Source organism: Secundilactobacillus kimchicus JCM 15530 (assembly GCF_001433995.1).
Taxonomy (GTDB): domain Bacteria; phylum Bacillota; class Bacilli; order Lactobacillales; family Lactobacillaceae; genus Secundilactobacillus; species Secundilactobacillus kimchicus.
Map to the genome: position 1 here is coordinate 27,317 of NZ_AZCX01000002.1, position 22,544 is coordinate 49,860.

Below are 22,544 nucleotides of genomic sequence, written 5' to 3' on the forward strand. Positions count from 1 at the left end.
AATGGCTGTACTAACAGAGGATCGGTTAATTCAAATTCGGCGCGACCTGCATGCAATTCCAGAGTTGGCGCTAGCGGAAAAACGCACGCATGCGTACTTAAAACGGATTATTGACGGCTTAGACCAGCGGTTTATCACCGTTAAAACGATCCCCGAATTACCGACGGCTCTGTTGGTCCGCGTGGCTGGACGGCAACCAAAACGCACGATTGGGTATCGAACGGATATTGATGCGCTACCAGTGAGTGAACAGACTGGATTGCCGTTTGCCTCAAAAAATCCGGGAGTCATGCACGCTTGTGGGCATGATATTCACATGACGGTGGCATTAGGAATCCTCAGTTATTTCAGTGAGCATCAGCCTGAAGATAACCTAGTTTTCTTTTTTCAACCGGCTGAAGAGAGCCGCAACGGCGGTAAGTTAGCCTATGAGTTGGGCGTGTTTCAAGGCAAATGGCGACCGGATGAATTTTATGGTCTCCACGACAATCCGGACTTACCAGCTGGTGCGATTGGCGTTCGGATGGGGACCTTATTTGCGGGGACAACTGAAGTCAACATTGATTTGGTTGGAAAGGGTGGTCATGCGGCTTACCCCCAAGATGCCAATGATATGGTGGTGGCCGCTGCGCAATTGATAGGTCAAGTTCAGACCATCGTGTCTCGCAGTATTGATCCGATTGAAGGGGGCGTTATCACCCTAGGCAAGTTGGAAGCCGGCACAATTCGAAACGTTATTGCCGGTTCAGCGCATATTGAAGGGACTATTCGCGGCCTGACCCAGGCAATGATTGAACGCATTGATGGGCGGCTAAAAGACGTCGGAGAAGGAATCGCCCGGTCGTATAACGCAGAGGTTACAGTGACTCTGAATCAAGGTGGCTATCTCCCGGTTGAAAATAATCCCGCGCTGACCAAGAACCTGATTCGGTACATGAAGGGCGCGCCAGACGTGACGTACATTGAAACCAAACCGGCTATGACGGGGGAAGACTTTGGTTACCTCCTATCAAAAATTCCTGGGACGATGTTTTGGCTAGGGGTTGAAGATAAGTCGCAACTTCACTCGGCGACCTTGAACCCTGATGAACGGGCAATCCAAAGTGGCGTCAACGCGATTACTGGTTTTTTAACTGACAGAATGACTCAGAACTAAGAAAGAGGTTGAGACTTATGACAAGTTTTGAAAATGCAGATTTAATGACGGCAATCGTGACCCCATTTGATGCTCAGGATCACATTAATTATGAAAGTTTAGCTCAATTGACGGACCACCTGATTGAGACGGGTTCTCGGGGGTTCATTATCGGCGGGACAACTGGGGAGACGCCTACTCTTACCCACGACGAAAAGATCGAGCTCTACACCCGGTTTGCCGCCATCGTTGCCGGCCGGGTCCCCGTGGTCGCTGGTACAGGGAGCAACAATACCCGCGAGACGGCTGAATTTAATGCCAAAGTGAGTCACATTGATGGTATCGATATGGGACTGGTCGTTGTGCCATACTATAATAAGCCCAATCAACGAGGATTAGTCGCCCACTTTACCGCCGTGGCCGAACAATCTGAAATGCCAATTATCATGTATAATATTCCGGGTCGAACCGGGGTGACGATGGCAAATGATACCATCGTCGAACTTGCTCAGAACCCAATGATTGCTGGGGTTAAGCAGTGTACTTCAATTGAAGATATCGAATACTTGGTCGAACACACACCTAATGACTTCATGGTGTATAGCGGCGAAGATGCTCAGGCTCTTGCAGCCCGGACAGTCGGTGGCGCGGGTGTAATCTCCGTGGCAGCTCACGTTTATGGCGCTCAAATTCGGGCCATGTATGATGCCTTATACGCGGGCGATTTTGCAACGGCGGGCCAACTGCAACGACGGCTAACGCCTAAGATGCAAGCGCTCTTCATGTTTCCATCGCCGTCGCCAGTTAAGGCGGTCTTAAACGCTCAGGGCTATCAGACCGGCGATTGTCGGTTACCCATCCTGGCGTTAAACGACGCTGAAAAGCAGCAATTAGCCGACCGGTTGGGGCTGGCAAGCGATGCCTTGATTCACCAAGTTGCCGTAGAGTTAGGAGTTTAATCATGACAAAAGTATTAGTAGCTGGATTTACCGGGGCCATGGGTCAACAAGCAGTTGCTCTGGTCAATCAGACCGACGGCTTCGAACTAACCGCCGTTTTCGCACCAGGCGTGACGTCAACTGATCCGTCAGCATACGGATTACCCGCCACTGTCACCGTTTTTGACCAGTTATCGAGCATTACGACGGATGCTGAGATCTGGGTTGATTTTACCTTACCGGAGGCGGTTTATCCCAACACGCGATTTGCGATTGACCATGGTATCTCGCCCGTTATCGGGACAACCGGCCTCACTGATGAGCAGGTTGCTGACCTTCAGCAACGGGCAGCTAGCCAGCACCTCGGTGGGTTAATTGCGCCAAACTTTGGGTTGTCTGCCGTTCTCTTGATGAAGTTTGCCCAAGAAGCAGCGGCCTATTTTCCAGACGTTGAAATCATTGAAATGCACCATGACAATAAAAAAGACGCGCCATCCGGGACTGCGCTAAATACGGCCAAGTTAATTGATGCGGTTCGTCCAGCACATCAACAAGGAAATCCAGACGAGCACGAAACCTTAGCACATGTTCGCGGTGGTGACTACCATGGCATCAAAATTCACGCGGTTCGGCTACCGGGATATGTCGCGCATGAACAAGTTTTGTTCGGCGGGGCTGGTGAGGCCCTCACAATTCGTCAAGATTCATTTGACCGGAGCTCCTTCATGAAAGGCGTCAAAGTGGCCTTGCAGAAAGTTCGCCACCTCAACGAATTAGTTGTGGGGCTCGAAAAAGTGCTCTAATTGTTTTATAATGTTAGAATCAAAAGGAGTGAAGGCCATGCCAGAACTGGCAAATGAACTAACCAACCGCGTCAACTCGCGGTTAAACCAAGTTGGACCCTCCGGTATTCGGGAGTTTGACCAACGGATATCGGCAATTCCTGGGATCGTCAAATTAACGATTGGTGAGCCGGATCTCAATACCCCGGAGCACGTTAAACAGGCTGCAATCGCAAGTATTGCCGAAAATGATTCGCACTACTCGGCCCAAAAAGGCACCCTCGCGTTGCGTCAAGCAATCAGTGGGTTTCTTAAACGGAGCCAGGGGTTAACCTACGATCCTGATACGGAAATTATTGCGACGGTGGGCGCAACTGAGGCATTGACCGCGACCACGTTGACCATGTTAAACCCTGGGGATAAGGTCATTGTACCAACCCCAACCTTTGCGTTGTATTTTCCAATTATTACCATTACCGGGGCAACCCCTGTCATGGTCGATACGTCACAGGACGACTTTGTCTTGACGCCAGAAAAATTGGAACAGACGTTGCAAGCAGAAGGCGACGCTGTTAAGGCCGTTTTGTTGAACTATCCAAGTAATCCGACCGGGAAAGAATACCCGCAGGATGTTATCACAGGGTTAGCAACAGTGATTGCCAACCACGGGCTGTTTGTCATTTCAGACGAGATTTATAGTGAATTAACCTATGGTGTTGACCATTTTTCGATTGCCAAATTAATTCCAGAACGGACCGTTTTGATTAACGGGTTGTCCAAGTCCCACGCCATGACCGGGTACCGGATGGGATACGTTGTTGGCCCTAAAGCCTTCATCGCAAACGTGACGAAAATGCATGCGTTTATGGTCACGTCACCGTCTAACCCGGCACAAGCAGCTGCAGCGGAAGCGTTGAACAATGGTGATCAGGACCCGATTGAGGCGAAGGCCATTTACCAACGTCGGCGCGACTTTATCACGACGGCGTTAGCTGATATGGGGGTCTCGACCGTTTCGCCGGAGGGCGCGTTTTACATCTTCGCCAAGATCCCTGACCAGTTCGGGACGGATGATGTGGCTTTTGCTGAGAGACTAGCTAATGAAGCAAAGGTTGGCGGGACACCTGGTAGTGCTTTTGGTGCTGGCGGAGAGGGCTATATTCGGTTCTCGTATGCGGCATCCGACGCAGCACTAGCAGTAGCCATGACCCGAATGAAAGATTTTTTGACGGCGACGGCAGAAGTTCAGTAAATTTGATGGGAGCGTTATAAAATGAGTAAGGATTTAACGGTTGCAATTTTAGGGGCTACGGGAGCCGTCGGGACACGGCTAATTCAACAGTTGGCCGATTCCACAATTCCGGTCGGTCAGATTAAGTTACTGGCTTCAAGCCGCTCAGCGGGGGAAACCCGTCAATTTCGAGGCCAGGACGTGGTTGTTGAAGAAGCGACCAATGATTCTTTCGACGGCGTTGATTTAGTTTTGGCGTCGGCTGGTGGTGGAGTTTCAAAGAAGTTCCTGCCAGAGGCTGTTAAGCGTGGGGCCGTTTGTGTGGACAACACTAGTGCCTTTCGGATGGATCCGGAAGTCCCACTTGTGGTGCCGGAAGTTAACGAGCAAGCGCTGTATCAACACAAGGGCATTATTGCAAATCCCAACTGCTCAACGATTCAGATGGTTGTGGCGTTGGAACCGATTCGAGCCGCATACGGGTTGAACCGCGTGATTGTGTCCACCTACCAAGCCGCTTCGGGGGCTGGCCAGTCGGCCTGGAATGAACTAGACCGAGAAGCACAAGAACACTTGGATGGTCAGGAAATGCACGCCGAGATCCTGCCAACGAAGGGCGATAAGAAGCACTACCCACTAGCATTTAACTTACTGCCACAAATTGATGTTTTTGAAGATGATGGTTACACCCACGAAGAGTGGAAGATGATTCACGAAACTAAGAAGATTATGCTCGGTGACATGGATGCGCCCGACATCAAGGTGACGGCTACCTGCGTTCGGGTTCCCGTTGCTGTGGGTCATGGTGAATCAGTTTACTTTGAAGTTGCTGATGATAGCGCCACGACTCCTGAGCTACAACAGAAACTAGCAGATGCGCCAGGCGTGACGCTGCAAGACGATCCCGATCACCAGATTTATCCGCAACCGATTTTGGCTGAGGGGAGTCGGGAAACCTTTGTGGGTCGGGTTCGTCCAGATCAAGAAAATAAAGGGGCTTTTAACATGTGGGTCGTTTCTGACAACCTGTTAAAGGGCGCTGCGTGGAACACGGTCCAGATCGCTGAACGCTTAGTTGCGGATGATTTAGTTCGGGTGCCATAAGAAACTGCGGTAATGAGTGACAATCGATTTCTCAAATCAAAATTAAAAAATTGACGCTAGCTAACCACCATTAGCAATAGCAAAAAAGCGTTCCGATTGACTTATGTTCAGTCGGAACGCTTTTTGTGAGCTTAAAAATGAGGCTATTTGACCAAGTAGGCACTCTTATAATCGGTGGGTACGCCACTCACGTTATAAACGACCCCGTTGAGACGGGGGTTCGTTAAGTATGAATTTGCTTGCTGGTACAAAGGGACAACCGGTTGATCCTTCATTAACAAGTTTTCAGCGCGAACCATTTGTTGCCAGCGGGTCTCTGGATTATCTGTTCGGTATTCGGTAACTTCAGAAACCAGCTTGTCGTAGTATTCGTTGTGCCAGTGCCCAAAATTGTACTGGCTATTGGTTGTCATAATTTGGAAGAAGGCTAACGGGTCAGGATAGTCGGCCCCCCCAACCAGTTAGCAGTAATTGATAATGGCCACTTAGACCTACGTTGGCGGTATTGTCTGACTGGTACGAGACCACCTTGACCGTCAGACCCGGCAGTGTGTCCTGCAACTGCTTTTGAAGATTTTGGGCAGCGGCTAAACTAGTGGGATCGTTGGGGGTAGTCAGATTGATCGTCACGTCTTTTTTCCCCAATATTTTTTTGGCTTGAAGCCATTCTTGTCGGGCTTTCGGACGATTGTCTCGGACGAACCCCGGGTATTTATTTTGATCCGCAAAGTCAGCGTTTGTCCGGTTATTGTTGGTCAGTCCTGCTGGCACGAAGCCGCGGGGCGCGAGTGAAGCGGTCTTAATGCCGTGATCAATTAAGTCGTTACGGTTGATGGCATGGGTAATTGCGAGCCGAGCAGCCCGAATGTGAATCAGTTTTCTGATCGTTTTGTCAGCTGTGTTAAAATTGTACGAGATAAATCGCATGAGTGCGAATGGCCGAACCACGTAATCAGTGTCGCCTTCGTTCTTAGGAATTTGATCACCGATGAGCTGAATCTCGGCGACTTTTCCAGCCCGAAACTGCGCTAAATTCTGCTGAGGCGATTTTGAACAAGTAAACGTCAGCGAGTGTAGATAGACGTGCCGACGATCCCAGTAATAAGGGTTCGGTTCTAGGGTCCGACTGTTCGCATTATGGTGCCACTTGACGAGCTTAAACGGCCCGCTGTACAGTTGATGAGCAGCACTTTGTCCGTATTGCTTGCCATACGTGGCGACCATTCCTTGATGCTGAGGCGCAAATAGGGGGTAGGCCAAGAGTCGCGTAAAGTAGTAAATCGGGTGGTCCAAGGTGATTTTTAGCGTCTTTTTAGCCGTTGCTTTGACCCCTAACTGATTGGCTGGTAATCGTTTCTCCCGAATGGCGGCCGCATTTTTAATGCCGTCAAACATGTTTGCGTTGACGGAGTGGGTGCTTGGGGTGACGGTTCGTCGCCATGAATAGACGAAATCCTGAGCGTTAATCGGCTCACCATTGCTCCATCGCGCATTAGGTCGGAGTTTAAAGACGTATTGTGTGCCCGCGTGAGAGACCTTATATGATTCGGCAAGGCCAAGTGCCACATGGCCGTTTTTACCCAATCGGAAGAGTCCCTCAGTCGAACTGGTCAGCATTCTAAAGCTAGCCACTTTTGAAATATCGACAGTGCTCAAGCGGGTATTTTCAATAATATGCACATTTTGGTTGTGAACCATCAGCCCCTTATTATCGGTGTTTGACTGCGATGTTTTAGGGGCTTGGCAACCGGTCAGGGCAAGGGTCATTAGCCCAAGGGCGCCGATTTTTAACCGAGTTAATTTCATGAGCGACAACCTTTCATGAAAACGTTAATTTTAATTGATGATAAGAAACAAGTAACAGCTTGTCAAGTCGAGCGACGAGCTGATTGGGAAACGAGGAGTCCAAATGAACGATGAAAAATACTTAACAGCTGGCCAGTTTGCCGAGATGCTTCACATTGACCGGCACCTACTGGACACCTACGATAAACGCGGATTATTTCAACCTGAGTACCGGGAAAATAACGGCCATAAGTGGTACTCACTTGGTCAAATTAATGACTGGCAACTGTGTTTTAGCTTAAATCAACTGAGCAAAGCGTCGCCGGCATCCCGGCCGACTGACTACCAAAGTGCTCTGCGGCAACAACAACGGTTGTTAGAGGCCCAAATTAATCAGTTGGTTCTGGCTCAAGAGCGGGTCTCAGAGAGCCTGACGCGGCTTGAAACAGCCGCTCAGGTGGTTCTCGGCCGAATCACAGAAGTTGACCGCACAATCGCCCCCTTACTCGTCACACCACGCCCCAAAACCAGTGATGACCTGGCCGCGTTAGTGGTGAAGCATGTTAACCGGTACGTTTTGGCTGGGACCATGCCATCGCCAATCGTGGTTGGGCAGCGCGTCCGGCGTGGGGAGGCGACGGTCAATGCGGTGTATACCCCGTTGACTGAGGGAACTAGCCACGAGGCGGATGTGACGTTACCGGCTGGCCGTTACCTGTTGAGTTATCGAGCTGGCGATCAGCCGGCTGAGACCGCATTTCAAAGCATGCATGACTATGCTCACGACCACCGACTAATTCTGGGCGACAGCTTCTACCAGACCCCGGTCCAAACGACGGTGGGTGAGTCGCCGTTAGCCCCCAAGATCGTTAAAATATTAATCAAAGTTCGGAGTTGACGAGATGATTGAATGGTCGCCATCAAAAATTAAGGCGTTTCAAGAAACCCTATTAGCTTGGTACGACAAGGAAAAGCGGGACTTACCTTGGCGTCGTGATCACGCGCCATACCATGTGTGGATTTCAGAAATTATGCTACAGCAAACACAGGTTCAAACGGTCATTCCGTACTACGAACGGTTTATGGCGCAGTTTCCAACGGTTGAAGCCCTGGCTAACGCTAAGGAAAGCGACCTAATGAAAGCTTGGGAGGGGCTCGGCTATTATTCACGAGCCCGGAACTTACAGCGGGCGGCCCAACAGTTGGTTACTGATCACCACGGTGTTTGGCCGACGACTGCTGAAGGTCTTCGAGAACTGGCAGGCATCGGTCCCTATACGGCGGGGGCGATTGCCTCGATTGCTTTTGGTCAGCCCGTTCCTGCAGTTGATGGGAACGCCTTTCGGGTATTTTCGCGCTTATTAGAAATCGACGATGATATTGCGAAGCCCAAAACGCGGTCCGTATTTGAAGCCGCCATTCAGCGCATGATGCCAGCGGACCGACCGGGTGACTTTAATCAAGCGATTATGGATCTTGGCTCAAGCTATATGACGGCTAAGAACCCGGATTCAGCCCACTCCCCGGTCAAGGCGTTTAACCAAGCTTATTTGGATGGCATTGAAGACCAGTTTCCCGTTAAGACCAAAAAGCCTCGCCCAGTTCCGGTAGACTTGTTAGCGTTAGTGATTCGTCGGGGGGACCAACTCTTGCTGCTTAAGCGCCCAAATTCGGGGCTACTCGCGGGGTTTTGGACCTTCCCCATGGTGGATGTCGCTGAATTACAGGCCGCTTCCGAACGGGACCTAGTGCTGGAATCGGACCTCAGTCGGGCCCTTCAAAAGTGGGCGATGGACGAGTTCAAATTAGCATTGACGGCGATCGGATTTACGGGTGGGCAGCAGGTCACTCATACTTTTACCCACCGAAAGTGGCGCATTTCACTGGTTGTGGCAGACCTAGCAGTCGATGCCGATTTAAGTTACTTTCCCGGGCAATGGCTAACGCCAAAGGCAGTGGCAAAAACGGCTTTTCCGAAGGTTCAAACAAAACTTTTTGACCAAGCGCGAGCCTTAAAACTCATGGAATAGGATTAAAAAAGACGGGCTGCCCCGTCTTTTTTCGATGAATGATATACCGGTTTAATCGACTGATTGTTGGTTGTGCAGTCGTCTACGAGTGCGCCACTGGGTCCAGGCAAAACCAATGAGTCCAATGAGACTCGCTAGGATACCAGCGGTTAAACCAGGCACTTTATAGGCCAGTTTAACGGTGGCATGGCCTTTTGGCAATTGAACGCCCATCATGCCGTTTATGAGCTTGGTGGGCTGGACTGGCCGATGGTTAACGGTGAGCTGCCAGCCTTCGTCAGCCGGAATGCTCATGTATAACAAGCGAGCGGATGATGTTTGAGCTGAAATCGTGAGGGCGTTATACCGGGTCTGTTTGACCGTTACCGGTTGGGCAGCCAGACGGTCAGCAACCCGGTTGACCGCCGCGATATCAAGTGTTGCGAATTGGTAGTTGCGGCGTTGATCCTGCGGGTGGCCGGTGATGGCGACGGTGACTTTATCCCCAGCCTTGAACGTGCCAAGTGGATTAACGGCCGGACTAAAATCATCGGCGACGTTTCGGTTCTTGACGTGGCCATTCACGGTCAGATTGGTGTATTGAACCTGAGTCCCGTTGGCTGGATAGAAAAACAGTGGGCCAGAATGGCGAACGGTAAAGGTGAATCGATAGTCACTTAGGCCGTCATGCCGGTCTTTCTTGGTTGAAACTAGGTGGGAAACGTCAGTCAGATAGGTACTGCCCCGAGGCGAAAGCGCCTGCATAATTGTCTCAAGGTTGGTGAAGGCTTGCTTGGGTTGGAGTTGAACCCGATTGACAGCCTTAGGCACAAAGTACGCTGTTCCAGCAAAGGATGTCGGTTGGGTGACTGCGACGGTGTTGTCCGTTAAGAAGTCCAGTCGATGGGCCACCCCAAATAGCAGGTCAGTGACTGGTGTGGTTCCCGGAGAACCGATTCGCCGAGCATTTCGACTAAATAAGCCGAGGTCCCTAAGCATTTGCCGGGTCTGATCATTTAACGTTGAACTGTAGGAGGTCAATCCGTTATAGCCAAATAAAACGGGGTCGTTATAACTGTTCAATTTGTCGATTCGCACCCCGTTAAGTAGTGAAGCAGTGGTGTCAATTCGTGAAAAATCCGCACTATTTTGATACGGGGCAAGCATCGCTTTTTCGGTCTGGTACCGAGTGGCGTAGAGGCTGGCAGAGCCGTATCCGGCATTGGTCATATTAACCAGATAGTTGCCCCCCAGTTCAACGCCGACTACCAAGGTCAAAGCCGCTGCTTGAACCCGCCGATTCCTGAGGTGAAAGATGGCTAACCAAGTGAGGCCAATTGCCACAACGCTCATGAGTAATGAGGTGTAGGGTTGCTGGTTGCTCAGATAGTAGTAAGGCAAACCTGGATCGTGAAAAATCCCGAAAATGAGGTTTGGAATGGTCCAATCAGCTAGGTACCCCACGCCAATAAGACCAGTTGGAATCCAAAGGGCCAGTTGTCGTTGCCGGCGGGTAAACGATTGAGCTGGTCGTGTTCGCCACGTTTCGTAGCCTAATACGATACACATAAACGAGAAAAAGTAGACTTGCCGGAACGGGAACCCCTGAGGTTGTTGAAAGGCGTGCCAAACGGTATTAAGAGTTGTGAGTAGCATTCCCAGTCCAAGAAGTGTTAAGAACCAAGCACTGCGTCGTTTAGCTTGATGCTGAATTTGCTGGGAAAGGAAGTAACCCACTAAAAGGATTAAGACAAAGCTTCCCACGAAGACGGAGGGCGCGTGGAACTTCCGGTCTAAGAAAGTATTGGCGCCCATTCCGAGTTGGGCGAGGACCTCTGGCCCAAAGGATGGAAACGGCAACCAGCTTACCCAATTGAGGGAAGCCTTGCCCGTTTTCATCATTCCCAAAAGAGTGGGCAACAATAACCAAAAGCTCATCAGGCCGCTAAAGATAGAAACTAATAAGAAGTGGCCAATTTGTCGTAAGTGGCGACTGATAAACCGGCGCCAGCCTTCTTGCGGTTGACGGTCGGCAACCAATAAGTAGCCAAAGTATAAAACAACAAAAAGACAGGTCATGTAGCCCAGATAGTAGTTGGTCACCAAGGTCAACCACAGGGTGATCACATACAGGTCGGCCCGCTTATAGGTGACGAACCGTTGGACCCCAAGCATTACTAAAGGCAGCAGTATCAAGGCATCCAGCCACATGATGGTGTAATAATAACCGGCGACGAAGCCGCAAAGCGCAAAGGCGGTCGAAAACAAGACGCTCGCCAGGCGGTTTTCTCGGTAAGTGAATTTGAAATAAATGGAGGCAGTTAAGCCAATTGTTGCAATCTTGAGCATCAGTATCACGCTTAGCGCCAGTGGGACTTGATTGGCCGGGAAAGCTAGGAGTAACAAGTTGAACGGACTCATCAAGTAGTAAGCTAAGAGCGGGATGGTATTATCCCCAAGTGATAGGGCGAAGGAATAAGTGGGTAAATGGCCCGCCAATAAGTCAGCCCGAAAGCGACTGAAAAATGGCACATACTGGGCACCACCGTCACTGAACATCAAGACGTTATTGCCAAACGGGGCAATGTGGTTAATGGCAAATACGATGCCTGTAATCAATAACGGTAGTCCGAAGGCCAGCAATAGTAGTAGCCAAGTCGGAATCCGGTGTGGCGTGTGATGCGTTGAATGCATGTCAATTTCTCCTCAAAAACGATAGTTGATTAAAATAAGCTACGTTATCATTTTACACGGTTTTACCAGTTATTTTCGAAGTTTTAATAGAAACTGGTCATTGCGATGAGGACAGCCTTGAATTTCGTGTATAATGACAGCAATGATAAATTGATTAGAGAAGGGGTCAGACGGCATGGATAATCTATTCGATGTATTAAAGATGGTGAACGTTAACCACCGGGGGTTTGCCAGCAAACAAGTAGTCATTACGGACCTGGCAGGCAAGCCCAACGGATTGTTGACTGACCTATTTCGGGACACGGTGAGCAACATTCACTTGTTTTTGGACATGGCGCAACTGGAGTCCGCTGATGATGTTTTGACGGCCTTGGCGGACCACACGCCACTTCCAGATGATGTATTAGACGAATACGCTAAGATATTAAAAGAACCACTTTTAAAAATTAACTTTGCTCCCCAAAAGGGCCAAATTGAGTTAGTCGTCCGCGGCTAAATGAGCTTTTGTCACCCTTTTTTTAGTTGTCTGTGGTATTAATTAAGCTACAAATAGGACACGCGACAAAGGAGTGCGGTTATGGCAAACTTTCAACTAACTGGAATTCATCACGTCACGGCGATGACGAGTTCGGCACCAAAAATATATGATTTTATGACGCGAATTTTAGGGTTACGACTGGTTAAAAAAACGGTCAATCAAGATGCGATTGATACGTACCATCTATACTTTACGGATGATCAGGGATTACCAGGGACGGATCTGACGTTCTTCGATACCAAGGATGTTTCATGGAATGTCGCTGGCCACCATATGATTTCCCGGATTTCATTACGGGTCCCAGACGATGCGGCCATTGAATTTTGGCAGCAGCGGTTTAGTGATCTGGAGGTGACTTACGGGTTACCTGATCGCCACTTTGGGGCATTGACGCTGCCCTTTGAGGACTTTGATCACCAACAGTACCAACTGATTTCAGATGAACATAATCACGGTCTGGCGGGGGCCTACAATAAACTGGGGACGCTGGATGAGGCAGTGGCAATTCGGGGCTTGGGTCCAGTCTATGTGACGATGGATGATCTGGGCGCGATTGAACCGGTACTAACCACCTTAATGGGGTTCGAGCGGGTTGCCAGTTCAAACAACGAAACGTTATTTGAACTGGCTAATAATGGTCACGGCGCGCAATTGGTCGTAGTGGCGGACCCGGCGGCTAACCTAGGCTCATATGGTTGGGGCGGCGTGCACCACGTGGCCTTTAGAACCCCCAATCACGACACGTTGATGGCTTGGATTGAAAAGATTCAACAGACGGACTTACCAGACAGTGGTTACCGAAATCGCTACTACTTTGAATCCGAATACTTCCGGCCGGTCCCACGGGTCTTGTTTGAGTTAGCTACCGACGAACCCGGATTTTTTGAAGACGAAACGTACTTGGATGCGGGCAAGAAACTTGAACTGCCACCATTCTTGGAAGCGCAGCGGGCAGCCATTGAACGGTCGTTGACGCCGTTTGACACGGCCGACTAACGTAGAGGAGGCGCAAATTTGACGCAGTTTGAGCTAAAGTCGTTTGACGACTTAACCAATCGGGAATTATTTTGGATTTACCATTTACGAGTGGCAGTTTTTGTCGTTGAGCAGACCTGTTATTATCAGGAAGTAGATACGGATGATTTGGTGGCGAAGCACGTTTTTGCTAAGGATCCGAATGGTCGAGTGATCGCGTACGCGCGGATTATTCCCGAGCCTGATCAATCAGCCGTTCGGATTGGCCGCGTTGTGGTTGACCCGGATCATCGGCAAGATGGCCTGGGCCGCTCACTCGTCAGTGAGGTGCTTCGCCAAGTTACCCTTGAGTTTCCATGGGCGCAGCAAGTATTGGCGCAGGCTCAAGCCTATCTTCAGACGTTTTATGAGCGGTACGGTTTTCGGGCCACCAGCGACATTTACCTTGAGGATGGGATTCCTCATTTGGATATGGTTCTAAATGTTGCGGAGATTAAGGGATAATTGTTGCACTTTTTGAGATTAGCTGGTATTCTATGGTTAATGTATTTATGCTTCGGGATTAAGGTACAACGTTCTAATAAGAATGGCTCCTTTATTCAAAAGTTTCAAATGCAAAATATAATAGCGCTAAGCGCACGGAGGTTTCATTCTTATGGAACAAGGTACTGTTAAATGGTTCAACGCTGACAAGGGTTACGGTTTTATCACTTTGGAAAACGGCTCAGACGTTTTCGTTCACTTCTCAGCAATCAACGCTGACGGCTTCAAGACTCTTGAAGAAGGTCAAAAGGTTACTTTGGACGTCGAAGACGGCGACCGTGGCCCACAAGCTGCTAACGTTACACCAGCTTAATGTTAAATTAAGTGAAAGTCGGTCACTTCAGTGGCCGGCTTTTTTATTTTCAAAATTTAAAATGGTGAAGGTGAGAGTGTGAACAATTACGTTAAAAACCCAGTCATGATTGTTATCGTTGTGGTGACCATTGGATTATTTATTCTTAGTGGTCTGGGCCGGCTTAATCAAGGGTACGCGTTAATGGGGGCCGCCGCTTTCCTATTTGGCCGGGCCATACTGGGGTATTTGAGTCTGCGAAAACTGGACCTGAGCGTTTTTTACTGGGGAATTCTCGGCTTGATCTTTCTAATTTGGGGAATTGTTTCAATCTTATAAACTACGGGAGGTGGTAACGTGAAAACTTTGATTTTAGTGGCCCATCCACGGATTGAGGATTCATACAGTCAGCAGTTTTTAAAGCACGGCGCGTTAGCTGAAGCTGCCACCTGGCACGTGTTGGATGACCACCAGCCGTATGATATTGACCACGAACAGGCGCTATTGCGGGCTCATGATCGGATAATCTTTCAATTTCCCCTGTACTGGTATAGTGCACCGGCTAGCCTAAAGGCCTGGCAAGACGCGGTTTTAACGCGCCAGTTCGCTTATCCTAGCTTGGGTGGAGCCCTCGTGGGTAAGGACCTTGGGTTGGCGATCAGCCTGGGGCTCCCCGAAAAAAATTACGCAGTTGGTCGTCCCGAACAGTTTTCGTTGGATCAGTTAACGGCACCTTTTCAAGCGGTGGCCAATAAAGTCGGCATGCGGTTTTTACCAACCTTTATTATTGATCGGTTTGGGAGCCAGACAGCACCGCAAAAACAGCACCTACTGACGCGTTATCGCCGATTGATTAGTCAGCCCACGCTCGGACACTTAGCTAATGACGTCGATTGGACTGTGTCGCGATTGCAGGTCTTGCAATCGCAACTGCCTGCCGATCAAGCTCAGCGCCTTGGATTTGTCATTGAGGCCTTAGAAACCGGTCAGCAGGACCTCAGTGATCTCACGACAACGCTGGCCATGATTCGTGATGCGGAGGATCAATGATGGAAAATACGACGTGGTTAATTGACGTTCTCAAAGAGTTACAATCCCAACAGCCGAAGTTTGTCGATCAGGCGCTCTTAGCGGATACAGCCGTGGTTGTGACAGCGCTTGACCAGCGGTTAACCGAGTTAAACGGCGAGTTGGATGGCCGCACTTGGAATCCGGCTAATTGGTAGGCCGTTGACTTTGGTGGGCGAATTCGATATACTTTGGCCATTAACTAAGAGAGGGACCGGTGTGTGAACCAATGAAATAAGTAACCTATTGACGCAATTGTTAGAGAGAACAGTCGTTAGTTGTTAGACGATGTTTCTTTAGCTGGGCGATAGGTTACAGACGCTACCGGACCATAAAACGGGATAAGTCTGCCGCCTATCAACGATAGGGGGCTTTTTTCGTGTGAATTTAAAGTTAACTTCCAACGAATTTACTAAAAGGAGTGACTTTAATGTCAGAATTTCAAGTTCAACCACTGGTCCAAACAATTGGGGCGCGTCCGCTCTTTAAAACACCACTGTTAACAATGAATCATCGCGATCGAATTGGCCTGGTTGGTCGGAATGGTAGCGGTAAAAGTACGTTTCTCACCCTGCTCGCTAACGGCGCGATTCAGCCTCAAGTCAGGGCCAGGCTGGTGCCACAATTGCAACCTAAGGCGGCCCTTAGTGGCGGTGAGCAGGTCAAAAAGGCCCTAGGAGCGGCACTGGCGACGCACCCTGACGTGTTGTTGCTGGATGAGCCCACCGCTAATCTGGATATTGACACCATTCACTGGCTGACCCAACAACTGAGTCGATTTCGAGGAGCTGTTGTGGTGGTTTCACATGACCGTGATTTTCTTGATTGCGTCGCCACAACAATTTGGGCGTTAAACAATGAAACCATCGTTTCATATCCGGGCAACTATCAAGGGTATATAGCGCAACGCCAGACTGAGCAACAACGGGATGAGAAGCAGTATCAGCAATACCGAGATGAAAAGCGACGACTCAAAAAAGTTGCTGAGGTTCAGCGTCAACGGGCTGAGCATGCCACCGTTGTTCCTAAAAATAAACGTGGCACGTCAGAGGTTCACGGCTCAAAACCCTACTTTGAAAAAATGAGTAAAAAGGGCTTCCAAGTGGCCAAAGCCACTGAGTCACGTTTGGCCCAACTGAATCACGTGGGCCGACCTAAGGCCGAAAAACCCATTAAGATGCAGGTTCCGGATGCGCCAAAATTGGCTGGGAACACGCTTTTAACCGTTCACGACTTAACGGTTAAAGCTGGCAGTCGGCCCTTAATCAAGGCCGTCTCATTCAAGGTAAAAGCGGGCCAGCACCTTGCTATTACAGGACCTAACCGGGCGGGGAAGACAACGTTAATTGAGACGCTTTTAACTGCAAATGTCCCCGAGATTAAGTGGTCGGCGTTAGCCAAGTTCGGTTACTTTCACCAGAATTTAGCTGATTTGAACCCGGCTGTGACCTTGATTGAAACGGTTAGTGCCACAGCTGTTCAGAGTCAGGAAGTCATCCGGTTGGTGCTGGCAAGGCTAGGCTTTCCGGCTGCTACTTGGTCAAAACCCATCAGTGTGCTGAGTGGTGGGGAACGCGTCAAGGTGGCCCTAGCTAGGCTGCTAGTCAGCGATATTAACGGCTTAATTTTAGATGAACCCACCAACTTTTTAGATGTTGAGACGGTTACGGCGCTCGCCGATATGTTGCGCGACTACGGTGGGACGTTAATTGTCATCTCCCACGACCGTTGGTTTGTACGACAGGTGACCGACACGATTTACCGGATTGGAAATCACCGGTTGGTGTTGCCGGCCAATCAGGTGGCTGAAAAAGCCCCGGATCGAACGGCGACCCTTATGCAGCTTCAACTTCGGCAGGCTCAGTTGTTAGATCAGTTGAGCACTAACTCAGCATCTCAAGAAATTGAGGATGCCTACTTGGCGGTTTCAAAGCAGATTAACGAGTTAAAGTAACAGGTTTTAGATTAATTTGACGTCATGAACGAGCAAACGCCTTGGTGCCGAAAAGTACCAAGGCGTTTTAAATCCTGATGTTTTAAATAAGATTGCAAGAACCATGTCATCGCACTTGCTAACCGCAAGTGTCACGGTGGTCATGTTCTTCAAAATGCCTAAGAATCAAGGGGTCTTCAATTCGTAGCTTGCTTAATTGGGCACTTTCCTAGAGGATAATGAGTGGTATACAACGAACATTTTGAACTAATTGGTGAGGTGTTGAAGCATGCATTTTAATTATCGATTTTATAAAAGCTTTGATTTCTGGGTCGGTATTATTCTGACGATAACAAATCGAGATATTTTCTGGCGGGTTGATCTATCAAATCCGTTTTGGTATATCAACGTTATCCTGTTTATTAGTGGGGTATACGGTCTGATAGCTGGGTTAATTATTAAGCAGGACCGAAAAAAAGAAAATCAAACCGTTAAGCATTCTTAATGTGGCAATTTTGGGTGGGCTTGTTGTGCTTCCCAGTGGCAATCTCAGTGAGCGATGATAATATGTCTTGCTTCCCCGAATGGTTTAATTTCGGGATGCTGGTTCTTCGGATCGTGATGGGGTTCTACATGATTGGGTACTCGATGTTTAGCCAACGTCGGTAATGCCGATTACAAAAAGTGCTAGGTAGTTGCAATCGCAACTACCTAGCACTTTTTGAATGGTGATTGTTAGAATTAAAATTACCGGTTCATCTCGTCTTGGGCGGCCCAATGGTTGATGGGGCCAAATTTATGACCCACCTCAATCGGGTTGCCGATTGCGATATTAACGTATTTTTTCGCTGTTCGAATTGCGGCCTCAACACTTGTGCCCTTGGCAATTTCAGCTGTGATGCAAGCGGATAACGAATCCCCAGTTCCATTAACGCGGTCGGTGTGGTGGTAAGGCTCGCTAAGCCAAAACCCGGTACCGGATTCAAGTAAGACGTAGTCGCGAACCTCGGATTGATCAGCGTCTTGGTGGTAACCCTTAGCCACGACATTTTTGGCCCCCATCAGTTGGAGCTTTCGGGCGGCTTTGACCATGTCATCCTCTGATTCAAGGGTCATTTCTGCCAGCTTTTGGGTTTCGTAAAAGTTCGGGGTTATGACGGTGGCGAGGGGAATTAGGTCAGTTCGTAGTGTTTCAAAGGCGCTTTCTTCCAGCAACATGTTCCCGTGCTTGGTCATAATGACGGGGTCCACGACGAGCGGGCCAAAGTCAAATTGAGTGACGTTTTTCGCCACCGTTTTGATTAGTGTCGAATCGGCTAACATCCCTGTCTTAGCTGCCCGAACCTCAAAATCGTCGGCAACGTCGGCAAATTCTTGGTCAATGAAGTCTGTGGGTAACGAAACGCTGGCGTGAATGCCATACGAATTTCCGGCCACTGCGGTCGTCATGACGGACATGCCGTAAACACCCCGCGTAAAAAAAGTATGTAGATCTGCTTGCATGCCTGCTGAGCCATCACTATCGGAGCCCGCAATGGTCATAGCTTGTGGATATTCATTTGCCATCAAATTCCTCCTTTACCGGTTGGGTCTACTTTATCACAAAAAACGTTAAATGGGCGCACTAGAACTGTTATGGATTGGCATCAAGGTTAAATTGTTCGACATCGTTAGTTTCGCCAACCACCGCGACAAGGTCGTTTTCGCGGAGAATATCGCTGGGCGCTGGCGAGGTATTGACCTTACCATTGCGGGTAATGGCAATCACGTTGACGTGGTATTTATTTCGAAGTTGAAGTTGATCGATACTTTTGCCGATAAAATCGGGACTGTCAACCTTGACCTCGGCCAGTGTCACCTGAGCGTTTAACACCAGATAGTTCACGATATTGGGTTGCAGTTGGTGAAAGACGATTCGACGAGCCATGTCCCGTTCTGGCTGAACAATTTGATCAGCCCCAATTTTCTCTAAGACGCGCGCGTGACTGGCATTCTCAGCCTTACAGATGACGTCTTTTGCGCCGAGCTCCTTGGCAAGTAAAGTCGCCATGATGCTTGCTTGAATGTTGGACCCGATTGAAATAAAGACGTGATCGAAGCTGCCAATGGCCAGTTCTTTCATGGTTTCTTCCTCCTGAGCATCTGCAATCACGGCTCGGGTCACCATGTGGGAATAGGTGTTGACCGTTTCTTCGTCAATATCGATGGCCAGGACTTCCTGCTTGGCTTCTACCAGCGATTCGCAGATGGCACTTCCAAACTGGCCGAGACCGATGACGGCATAGTTTTCGCGTTTTTGTAGTTTAACCAATGAGCACACTCTCCTCTGGGTAGCGGTAGCCTTTTTGCTTGTGATCCGCGTTTAAAATTGAAAACATGACGGTGAAGATGCCGACCCGACCAATGAACATGAGGGCCATGATGAGGACCTTGCCAAGAAGCGTGAGGTGCGGCGTTAGGCCTAGAGAAATACCAGATGTTCCAAAGGCGGCAAAAGCCTCAAAAGTGACGTATTCGATTCCCGACGTTTTGGGGATAGGCTGTGTGGCTGCCAAAATTAGGATGGCAATGGCCAAGATGGTAATGGCCACAAAAATTAACGTTAATGCTCGTAAGACATTTTCCTGGGTAAATCGACGATGGTTGAGCTCCGTGTCTTTGCGGCCACGCAACGTGGCGATACTCTGGAGCGCCAGTAGCCCAATTGTGGTGGTTTTAACACCACCGGCTGTAGAGCCTGGCGTCCCCCCAACGAACATCAAGAACATGGTAATGGCTATCCCGGCAATTGAGAGGTGACTATAAGGAATGGTGACTAATCCCGCGGTTCGTGGGGTGATGGCCATAAAAATGGTGTTCATGAATCGGTTAGAGGCCGACAGTTGATGGCTCAATTGCCCAAGATTATTTTCCGAGAAAAAGTAGATGATAGCTGAAATGATGGTGATAATGCCACCAGTGCCCATCGCTAGCTTGGTGTGAAGGCTGAGACGGTGACGTTTGCGGTATAGCAACAGGTCCTGCCAAACCAGAAAGCCAAATGATCCGGCGATGATCAGAGCGGCCATCACACTGAGAAGGTAAGGGTCGTTAGCAAACGATTCAAGACTGTTCCCGAATAAATCGAATCCGGCGTTACAAAAGGCGCTAACCGCGTGAAATAAGCTAAACCATAGCCCACGAACTAACCCGTATCGGGGATAAAAATCCGCAAAGAGCAAAGCCGTTCCGGTAAGCTGGATAATCATGGCAAGAACGATGATGAGACGAATCAGGGACAGTTGCGATAAGTTTTCGAGGTTTAAGGATTCTTGGGCCAGCAGTCGCGTGGAGAGCCGTAATCGACGGCGCATGAAGAAAAATAAGATAACGGTAAAGGTCATGAATCCGAGACCACCGATCTCCATGAGAACTAAAATAACGAGTTGTCCAAACAAGGACCAATGGAGGGCTGTGTTGACGAGGGTCAAGCCAGTTACACATGTCGCGCTGGTGGCTGTAAATAAGGCGGTCATAGCGGACGTTGAATGGCCCGATTGCGTGGAAAGGGGCAACGTTAACAAAACTGTTCCGATTAAAATAATAATCAAAAATCCAAGAGTCAGGGCTTTTGGAAGCGATAAGTGACGCTTATTTAGATTAATCACGCGCGTTCTCCATTCTGATTGATATATTTAGTATACGGCATGTCGAAAACGCCTTCAATGGTTCTGGTGCGCAGTGGTATAATGTACCGAATAAGAACTGGGAGGGTTTAACGTGTTAATTAAATCTGTCACCATTGAAAATCAAGAACAACCAAAGGACGTCCGGATTGAGGAAGGGCAATTTAAAGCGATTGCCGATCATTTGGAACCGTCTGGCAATGAAAAGGTCGTTGATGGTCATCACAAGCTGTTGCTGCCACCCTTTGTTGATCCTCACGTCCACTTAGATGCAACGTTGACAGCCGGTGATCCGGAATGGAATCAGTCTGGGACGTTATTTGACGGGATTCGAATCTGGTCAGCCCGAAAGCAGAAGCTGACGATTGAAGATGTGAAACAACGAGCCACGCAAGCACTGAAGAAGCAGGCGAGTCATGGTACCCAGTTTGTTCGCTCCCACGTTGATGTTACGGATCCTAATTTGACGGCGCTTAAAGCCCTCCTGGAAGTCCGCGAAGAAGTGAAAGACTTCATCGAATTGCAGCTTGTCGCCTTTCCACAGGAAGGCATCCTGTCATTTCCAAATGGTAAGGCGCTCATGACTAAGGCGGCTGAGATGGGGGTCGACGCCTTGGGTGGGATTCCCCACTTCGAATTTAACCGTGAGTACGGCGTTGAATCGCTACATTTTGTGGAGGATCTTGCCGAAAAATACCATAAACTGATTGATGTTCACTGTGATGAGATTGACGATCCGGCAGCGCGCGGACTTGAAACGTTGGCAACCATTGCTTACGAGTCGGGAATGCGGGATGCTGTGACGGCGAGTCACACGACGGCTTTAGGCTCATATAACGACGCCTACGCTTATAAGTTGTTCCGGTTACTTAAAATGTCAGGCATCAACATGATTGCGAACCCGTTAGTCAACACCTTTCTTGGTGGCCGGTTTGACACGTATCCCAAGCGGCGTGGCATGACCCGGGTTAAGGAATTAGCGGCGGATCAGATCAACGTGGCCTTTGGTGAAGATGATATTAAGGACCCGTGGTACCCGATGGGGGACGGTAACATGCTTGACCCACTTCATTTGGGCTTGCACGTGGCGCAAACGATGGGCTACGACCAAATTAGGTCATCATACCGCTTTGTGACAACTAACGGTGCCAAAGCAATGCACATTTTGGATCACTACGGTATTGAAGAAGGAAAACCAGCTAATTGCATCCTGATGAATCGTAAAAACTTCTACGATGCGTTAAATGAACGGGCAGAAGTGTTGCTATCAATTCATAATGGGCGGGTGGTTGTCGAGACCCAGCCCCAACAAGTCTCAACTTTTTTTGACTAAGTACCGCAAAAAAACCAGCCAATTTTAATGGGTCCTGTCAACTTGACGGGAGCCATTAAGATTGGCTGGCTTTACTTAATTAGTGCTTTTTTGTGGGTACCTTTTTCTTGGCGTGCGCTTTGTGCAGATCGCGAAGTTCATTTTTTAACTCGTCAATCTGGTCTTGGTTGTGATCCATCCAGTCTTTAAAAGACATCGAGGAGTCGGAATCACCAGGCTTTAACCCGGTCGCCAACCAGAACAACGCTTGACTGAGACTTGAAAAATTATGCATCCAAAGGGTTTGACCGTTTTCTGAATCAAAGGCAACATAGGACTTATACTGCCGTTTGAGGAAAATGTGTTTGCGAATTTTGAACGCTTCACGCTTCCGAGTGAGACGATAGTCAGGTAAAATATACTGGCCGGTTGTCGCTAGTTTTGGAATGAATTCGTCTTTTTGGCTTTTGGATTCCTTGAGAAGGGCGCGGGCTTCGTCAAGGGTAATTAAATTTGCGCGGACTTCTGACATCTGAGATC

General features: G+C 49.0%; 25 protein-coding genes. 18 read left to right on the forward strand and 7 right to left on the reverse strand.

From position 1 onward, the window contains the following. Position 1: 1 nt before the first annotated feature. Genes FC96_RS02560 through FC96_RS02580 form a run of 5 tightly spaced genes read left to right on the forward strand, consistent with a single transcriptional unit; the run spans position 2 to position 5,190 of the window. Positions 2-1,156, forward strand: a complete 1,155-nt coding sequence (locus FC96_RS02560; protein WP_056942160.1) for an N-acetyldiaminopimelate deacetylase — start codon at positions 2-4, stop codon at positions 1,154-1,156. 17 nt (positions 1,157-1,173) lie between these two features. After that, the gene (gene dapA / locus FC96_RS02565) at positions 1,174-2,094 is read left to right on the forward strand and encodes a 4-hydroxy-tetrahydrodipicolinate synthase (RefSeq protein ID WP_056941903.1); all 921 of its coding nucleotides are present in this window, start codon (positions 1,174-1,176) and stop codon (positions 2,092-2,094) included. Positions 2,095-2,096: 2 nt separating this feature from the next. Further along, positions 2,097-2,876: a 4-hydroxy-tetrahydrodipicolinate reductase gene (gene dapB / locus FC96_RS02570; protein ID WP_056941904.1), complete on the forward strand. Its 780-nt coding sequence runs from the start codon at positions 2,097-2,099 to the stop codon at positions 2,874-2,876. Between the two features lie 37 nt (positions 2,877-2,913). Next, positions 2,914-4,107, forward strand: coding sequence for an aminotransferase class I/II-fold pyridoxal phosphate-dependent enzyme (locus FC96_RS02575; RefSeq protein WP_056941905.1), 1,194 nt, complete (start codon positions 2,914-2,916; stop codon positions 4,105-4,107). Positions 4,108-4,128: 21 nt separating this feature from the next. Beyond that, positions 4,129-5,190 (forward strand): aspartate-semialdehyde dehydrogenase, encoded by a 1,062-nt coding sequence (locus FC96_RS02580; RefSeq protein WP_056941906.1) that lies wholly within the window; start codon positions 4,129-4,131, stop codon positions 5,188-5,190. A 143-nt stretch (positions 5,191-5,333) separates the two neighbouring features. On the opposite strand, the gene FC96_RS02585 is transcribed toward FC96_RS02580, so the two are convergent. Beyond that, positions 5,334-5,603, reverse strand: coding sequence for a hypothetical protein (locus FC96_RS02585; protein WP_054659124.1), 270 nt, complete (start codon positions 5,601-5,603; stop codon positions 5,334-5,336). A gap of 22 nt (positions 5,604-5,625) precedes the next feature. Further along, entirely contained in the window at positions 5,626-6,996 is a 1,371-nt protein-coding gene (locus tag FC96_RS02590) for a peptide ABC transporter substrate-binding protein (RefSeq protein ID WP_056941907.1), read from the reverse strand. Between the two features lie 103 nt (positions 6,997-7,099). Between FC96_RS02590 and FC96_RS02595 the strand changes: the two genes are divergently transcribed. Both FC96_RS02595 and mutY read left to right on the forward strand, forming a co-directional pair. Beyond that, a complete protein-coding gene (locus FC96_RS02595; protein ID WP_054659130.1) occupies positions 7,100-7,873 on the forward strand; it encodes a MerR family transcriptional regulator in 774 nt (257 codons plus the stop codon). Positions 7,874-7,877: 4 nt separating this feature from the next. Next, entirely contained in the window at positions 7,878-9,005 is a 1,128-nt protein-coding gene (gene mutY, locus FC96_RS02600) for an A/G-specific adenine glycosylase (protein WP_056941908.1), read from the forward strand. 51 nt (positions 9,006-9,056) lie between these two features. Here mutY and FC96_RS02605 read toward each other — a convergent pair whose 3' ends face one another. Next, complete coding sequence (locus FC96_RS02605) at positions 9,057-11,678, reverse strand: YfhO family protein (protein WP_056941909.1); 2,622 nt, start codon at positions 11,676-11,678, stop codon at positions 9,057-9,059. A 175-nt stretch (positions 11,679-11,853) separates the two neighbouring features. Between FC96_RS02605 and FC96_RS02610 the strand changes: the two genes are divergently transcribed. The 10 genes from FC96_RS02610 (at position 11,854) to FC96_RS12825 (ending at position 17,696) form a co-directional block, all read left to right on the forward strand. Further along, positions 11,854-12,174 (forward strand): hypothetical protein, encoded by a 321-nt coding sequence (locus FC96_RS02610; protein ID WP_054659140.1) that lies wholly within the window; start codon positions 11,854-11,856, stop codon positions 12,172-12,174. 81 nt (positions 12,175-12,255) lie between these two features. Beyond that, a complete protein-coding gene (locus tag FC96_RS02615; RefSeq protein WP_056941910.1) occupies positions 12,256-13,212 on the forward strand; it encodes a VOC family protein in 957 nt (318 codons plus the stop codon). Between the two features lie 18 nt (positions 13,213-13,230). Next, the gene (locus tag FC96_RS02620) at positions 13,231-13,695 is read left to right on the forward strand and encodes a GNAT family N-acetyltransferase (protein WP_054659142.1); all 465 of its coding nucleotides are present in this window, start codon (positions 13,231-13,233) and stop codon (positions 13,693-13,695) included. Between the two features lie 151 nt (positions 13,696-13,846). Then, on the forward strand, positions 13,847-14,047 hold the full coding sequence (locus FC96_RS02625; protein ID WP_054659145.1) for a cold-shock protein: 201 nt from the start codon (positions 13,847-13,849) through the stop codon (positions 14,045-14,047). A gap of 78 nt (positions 14,048-14,125) precedes the next feature. Beyond that, a complete protein-coding gene (locus FC96_RS02630; RefSeq protein ID WP_056941911.1) occupies positions 14,126-14,365 on the forward strand; it encodes a hypothetical protein in 240 nt (79 codons plus the stop codon). Positions 14,366-14,383: 18 nt separating this feature from the next. Continuing rightward, positions 14,384-15,076: an NAD(P)H-dependent oxidoreductase gene (locus tag FC96_RS02635; protein WP_056941912.1), complete on the forward strand. Its 693-nt coding sequence runs from the start codon at positions 14,384-14,386 to the stop codon at positions 15,074-15,076. After that, positions 15,076-15,252 carry a hypothetical protein gene (locus tag FC96_RS12820; RefSeq protein ID WP_156403138.1) on the forward strand — a complete coding sequence of 59 codons (177 nt, stop codon included), beginning with the start codon at positions 15,076-15,078 and terminating at the stop codon, positions 15,250-15,252. The genes FC96_RS02635 and FC96_RS12820 overlap by 1 nt, the downstream gene beginning before the upstream one ends. Positions 15,253-15,524: 272 nt before the next feature. After that, positions 15,525-17,048 (forward strand): ribosomal protection-like ABC-F family protein, encoded by a 1,524-nt coding sequence (gene abc-f, locus FC96_RS02640; RefSeq protein WP_056941913.1) that lies wholly within the window; start codon positions 15,525-15,527, stop codon positions 17,046-17,048. Between the two features lie 268 nt (positions 17,049-17,316). Next, positions 17,317-17,532, forward strand: a complete 216-nt coding sequence (locus tag FC96_RS02645) for a hypothetical protein (RefSeq protein ID WP_056941914.1) — start codon at positions 17,317-17,319, stop codon at positions 17,530-17,532. Further along, positions 17,532-17,696 (forward strand): hypothetical protein, encoded by a 165-nt coding sequence (locus tag FC96_RS12825; RefSeq protein ID WP_156403139.1) that lies wholly within the window; start codon positions 17,532-17,534, stop codon positions 17,694-17,696. The genes FC96_RS02645 and FC96_RS12825 overlap by 1 nt, the downstream gene beginning before the upstream one ends. 78 nt (positions 17,697-17,774) lie before the next feature. Here FC96_RS12825 and thiD read toward each other — a convergent pair whose 3' ends face one another. The 3 genes from thiD to FC96_RS02660 all read right to left on the reverse strand — a co-directional run bounded on the left by thiD (position 17,775) and on the right by FC96_RS02660 (position 20,674). Beyond that, positions 17,775-18,593 carry a bifunctional hydroxymethylpyrimidine kinase/phosphomethylpyrimidine kinase gene (thiD, locus tag FC96_RS02650; RefSeq protein WP_056941915.1) on the reverse strand — a complete coding sequence of 273 codons (819 nt, stop codon included), beginning with the start codon at positions 18,591-18,593 and terminating at the stop codon, positions 17,775-17,777. A 67-nt stretch (positions 18,594-18,660) separates the two neighbouring features. Beyond that, complete coding sequence (locus tag FC96_RS02655) at positions 18,661-19,338, reverse strand: potassium channel family protein (protein WP_056941916.1); 678 nt, start codon at positions 19,336-19,338, stop codon at positions 18,661-18,663. Then, positions 19,331-20,674 (reverse strand): TrkH family potassium uptake protein, encoded by a 1,344-nt coding sequence (locus FC96_RS02660; protein ID WP_056941917.1) that lies wholly within the window; start codon positions 20,672-20,674, stop codon positions 19,331-19,333. The genes FC96_RS02655 and FC96_RS02660 overlap by 8 nt, the downstream gene beginning before the upstream one ends. Positions 20,675-20,786: 112 nt before the next feature. Here FC96_RS02660 and codA point away from each other — a divergent pair, with 112 nt between their 5' ends. Next, positions 20,787-22,025: a cytosine deaminase gene (gene codA / locus FC96_RS02665; protein WP_056941918.1), complete on the forward strand. Its 1,239-nt coding sequence runs from the start codon at positions 20,787-20,789 to the stop codon at positions 22,023-22,025. A 79-nt stretch (positions 22,026-22,104) separates the two neighbouring features. On the opposite strand, the gene FC96_RS02670 is transcribed toward codA, so the two are convergent. Then, positions 22,105-22,536 (reverse strand): hypothetical protein, encoded by a 432-nt coding sequence (locus FC96_RS02670; RefSeq protein WP_056941919.1) that lies wholly within the window; start codon positions 22,534-22,536, stop codon positions 22,105-22,107. Between the last annotated feature and the right edge of the window lie 8 nt (positions 22,537-22,544).

Bases quoted from the DNA above. Each gene is read 5' to 3' on its own strand.
- FC96_RS12825 (WP_156403139.1), top strand. From the start codon at position 17,532: ATGTGGCAATTTTGGGTGGGCTTGTTGTGCTTCCCAGTGGCAATCTCA.
- FC96_RS02580 (WP_056941906.1), top strand. From the start codon at position 4,129: ATGAGTAAGGATTTAACGGTTGCAATTTTAGGGGCTACGGGAGCCGTC.
- thiD (WP_056941915.1), bottom strand. From the start codon at position 18,593: ATGGCAAATGAATATCCACAAGCTATGACCATTGCGGGCTCCGATAGT.
- FC96_RS02625 (WP_054659145.1), top strand. From the start codon at position 13,847: ATGGAACAAGGTACTGTTAAATGGTTCAACGCTGACAAGGGTTACGGT.
- FC96_RS02590 (WP_056941907.1), bottom strand. From the start codon at position 6,996: ATGAAATTAACTCGGTTAAAAATCGGCGCCCTTGGGCTAATGACCCTT.
- dapA (WP_056941903.1), top strand. From the start codon at position 1,174: ATGACAAGTTTTGAAAATGCAGATTTAATGACGGCAATCGTGACCCCA.
- FC96_RS02575 (WP_056941905.1), top strand. From the start codon at position 2,914: ATGCCAGAACTGGCAAATGAACTAACCAACCGCGTCAACTCGCGGTTA.
- FC96_RS12820 (WP_156403138.1), top strand. From the start codon at position 15,076: ATGGAAAATACGACGTGGTTAATTGACGTTCTCAAAGAGTTACAATCC.
- abc-f (WP_056941913.1), top strand. From the start codon at position 15,525: ATGTCAGAATTTCAAGTTCAACCACTGGTCCAAACAATTGGGGCGCGT.
- FC96_RS02645 (WP_056941914.1), top strand. From the start codon at position 17,317: ATGCATTTTAATTATCGATTTTATAAAAGCTTTGATTTCTGGGTCGGT.
- FC96_RS02605 (WP_056941909.1), bottom strand. From the start codon at position 11,678: ATGCATTCAACGCATCACACGCCACACCGGATTCCGACTTGGCTACTA.
- dapB (WP_056941904.1), top strand. From the start codon at position 2,097: ATGACAAAAGTATTAGTAGCTGGATTTACCGGGGCCATGGGTCAACAA.
- FC96_RS02610 (WP_054659140.1), top strand. From the start codon at position 11,854: ATGGATAATCTATTCGATGTATTAAAGATGGTGAACGTTAACCACCGG.
- FC96_RS02615 (WP_056941910.1), top strand. From the start codon at position 12,256: ATGGCAAACTTTCAACTAACTGGAATTCATCACGTCACGGCGATGACG.
- FC96_RS02585 (WP_054659124.1), bottom strand. From the start codon at position 5,603: ATGACAACCAATAGCCAGTACAATTTTGGGCACTGGCACAACGAATAC.
- FC96_RS02670 (WP_056941919.1), bottom strand. From the start codon at position 22,536: ATGTCAGAAGTCCGCGCAAATTTAATTACCCTTGACGAAGCCCGCGCC.
- FC96_RS02560 (WP_056942160.1), top strand. From the start codon at position 2: ATGGCTGTACTAACAGAGGATCGGTTAATTCAAATTCGGCGCGACCTG.
- mutY (WP_056941908.1), top strand. From the start codon at position 7,878: ATGATTGAATGGTCGCCATCAAAAATTAAGGCGTTTCAAGAAACCCTA.
- FC96_RS02595 (WP_054659130.1), top strand. From the start codon at position 7,100: ATGAACGATGAAAAATACTTAACAGCTGGCCAGTTTGCCGAGATGCTT.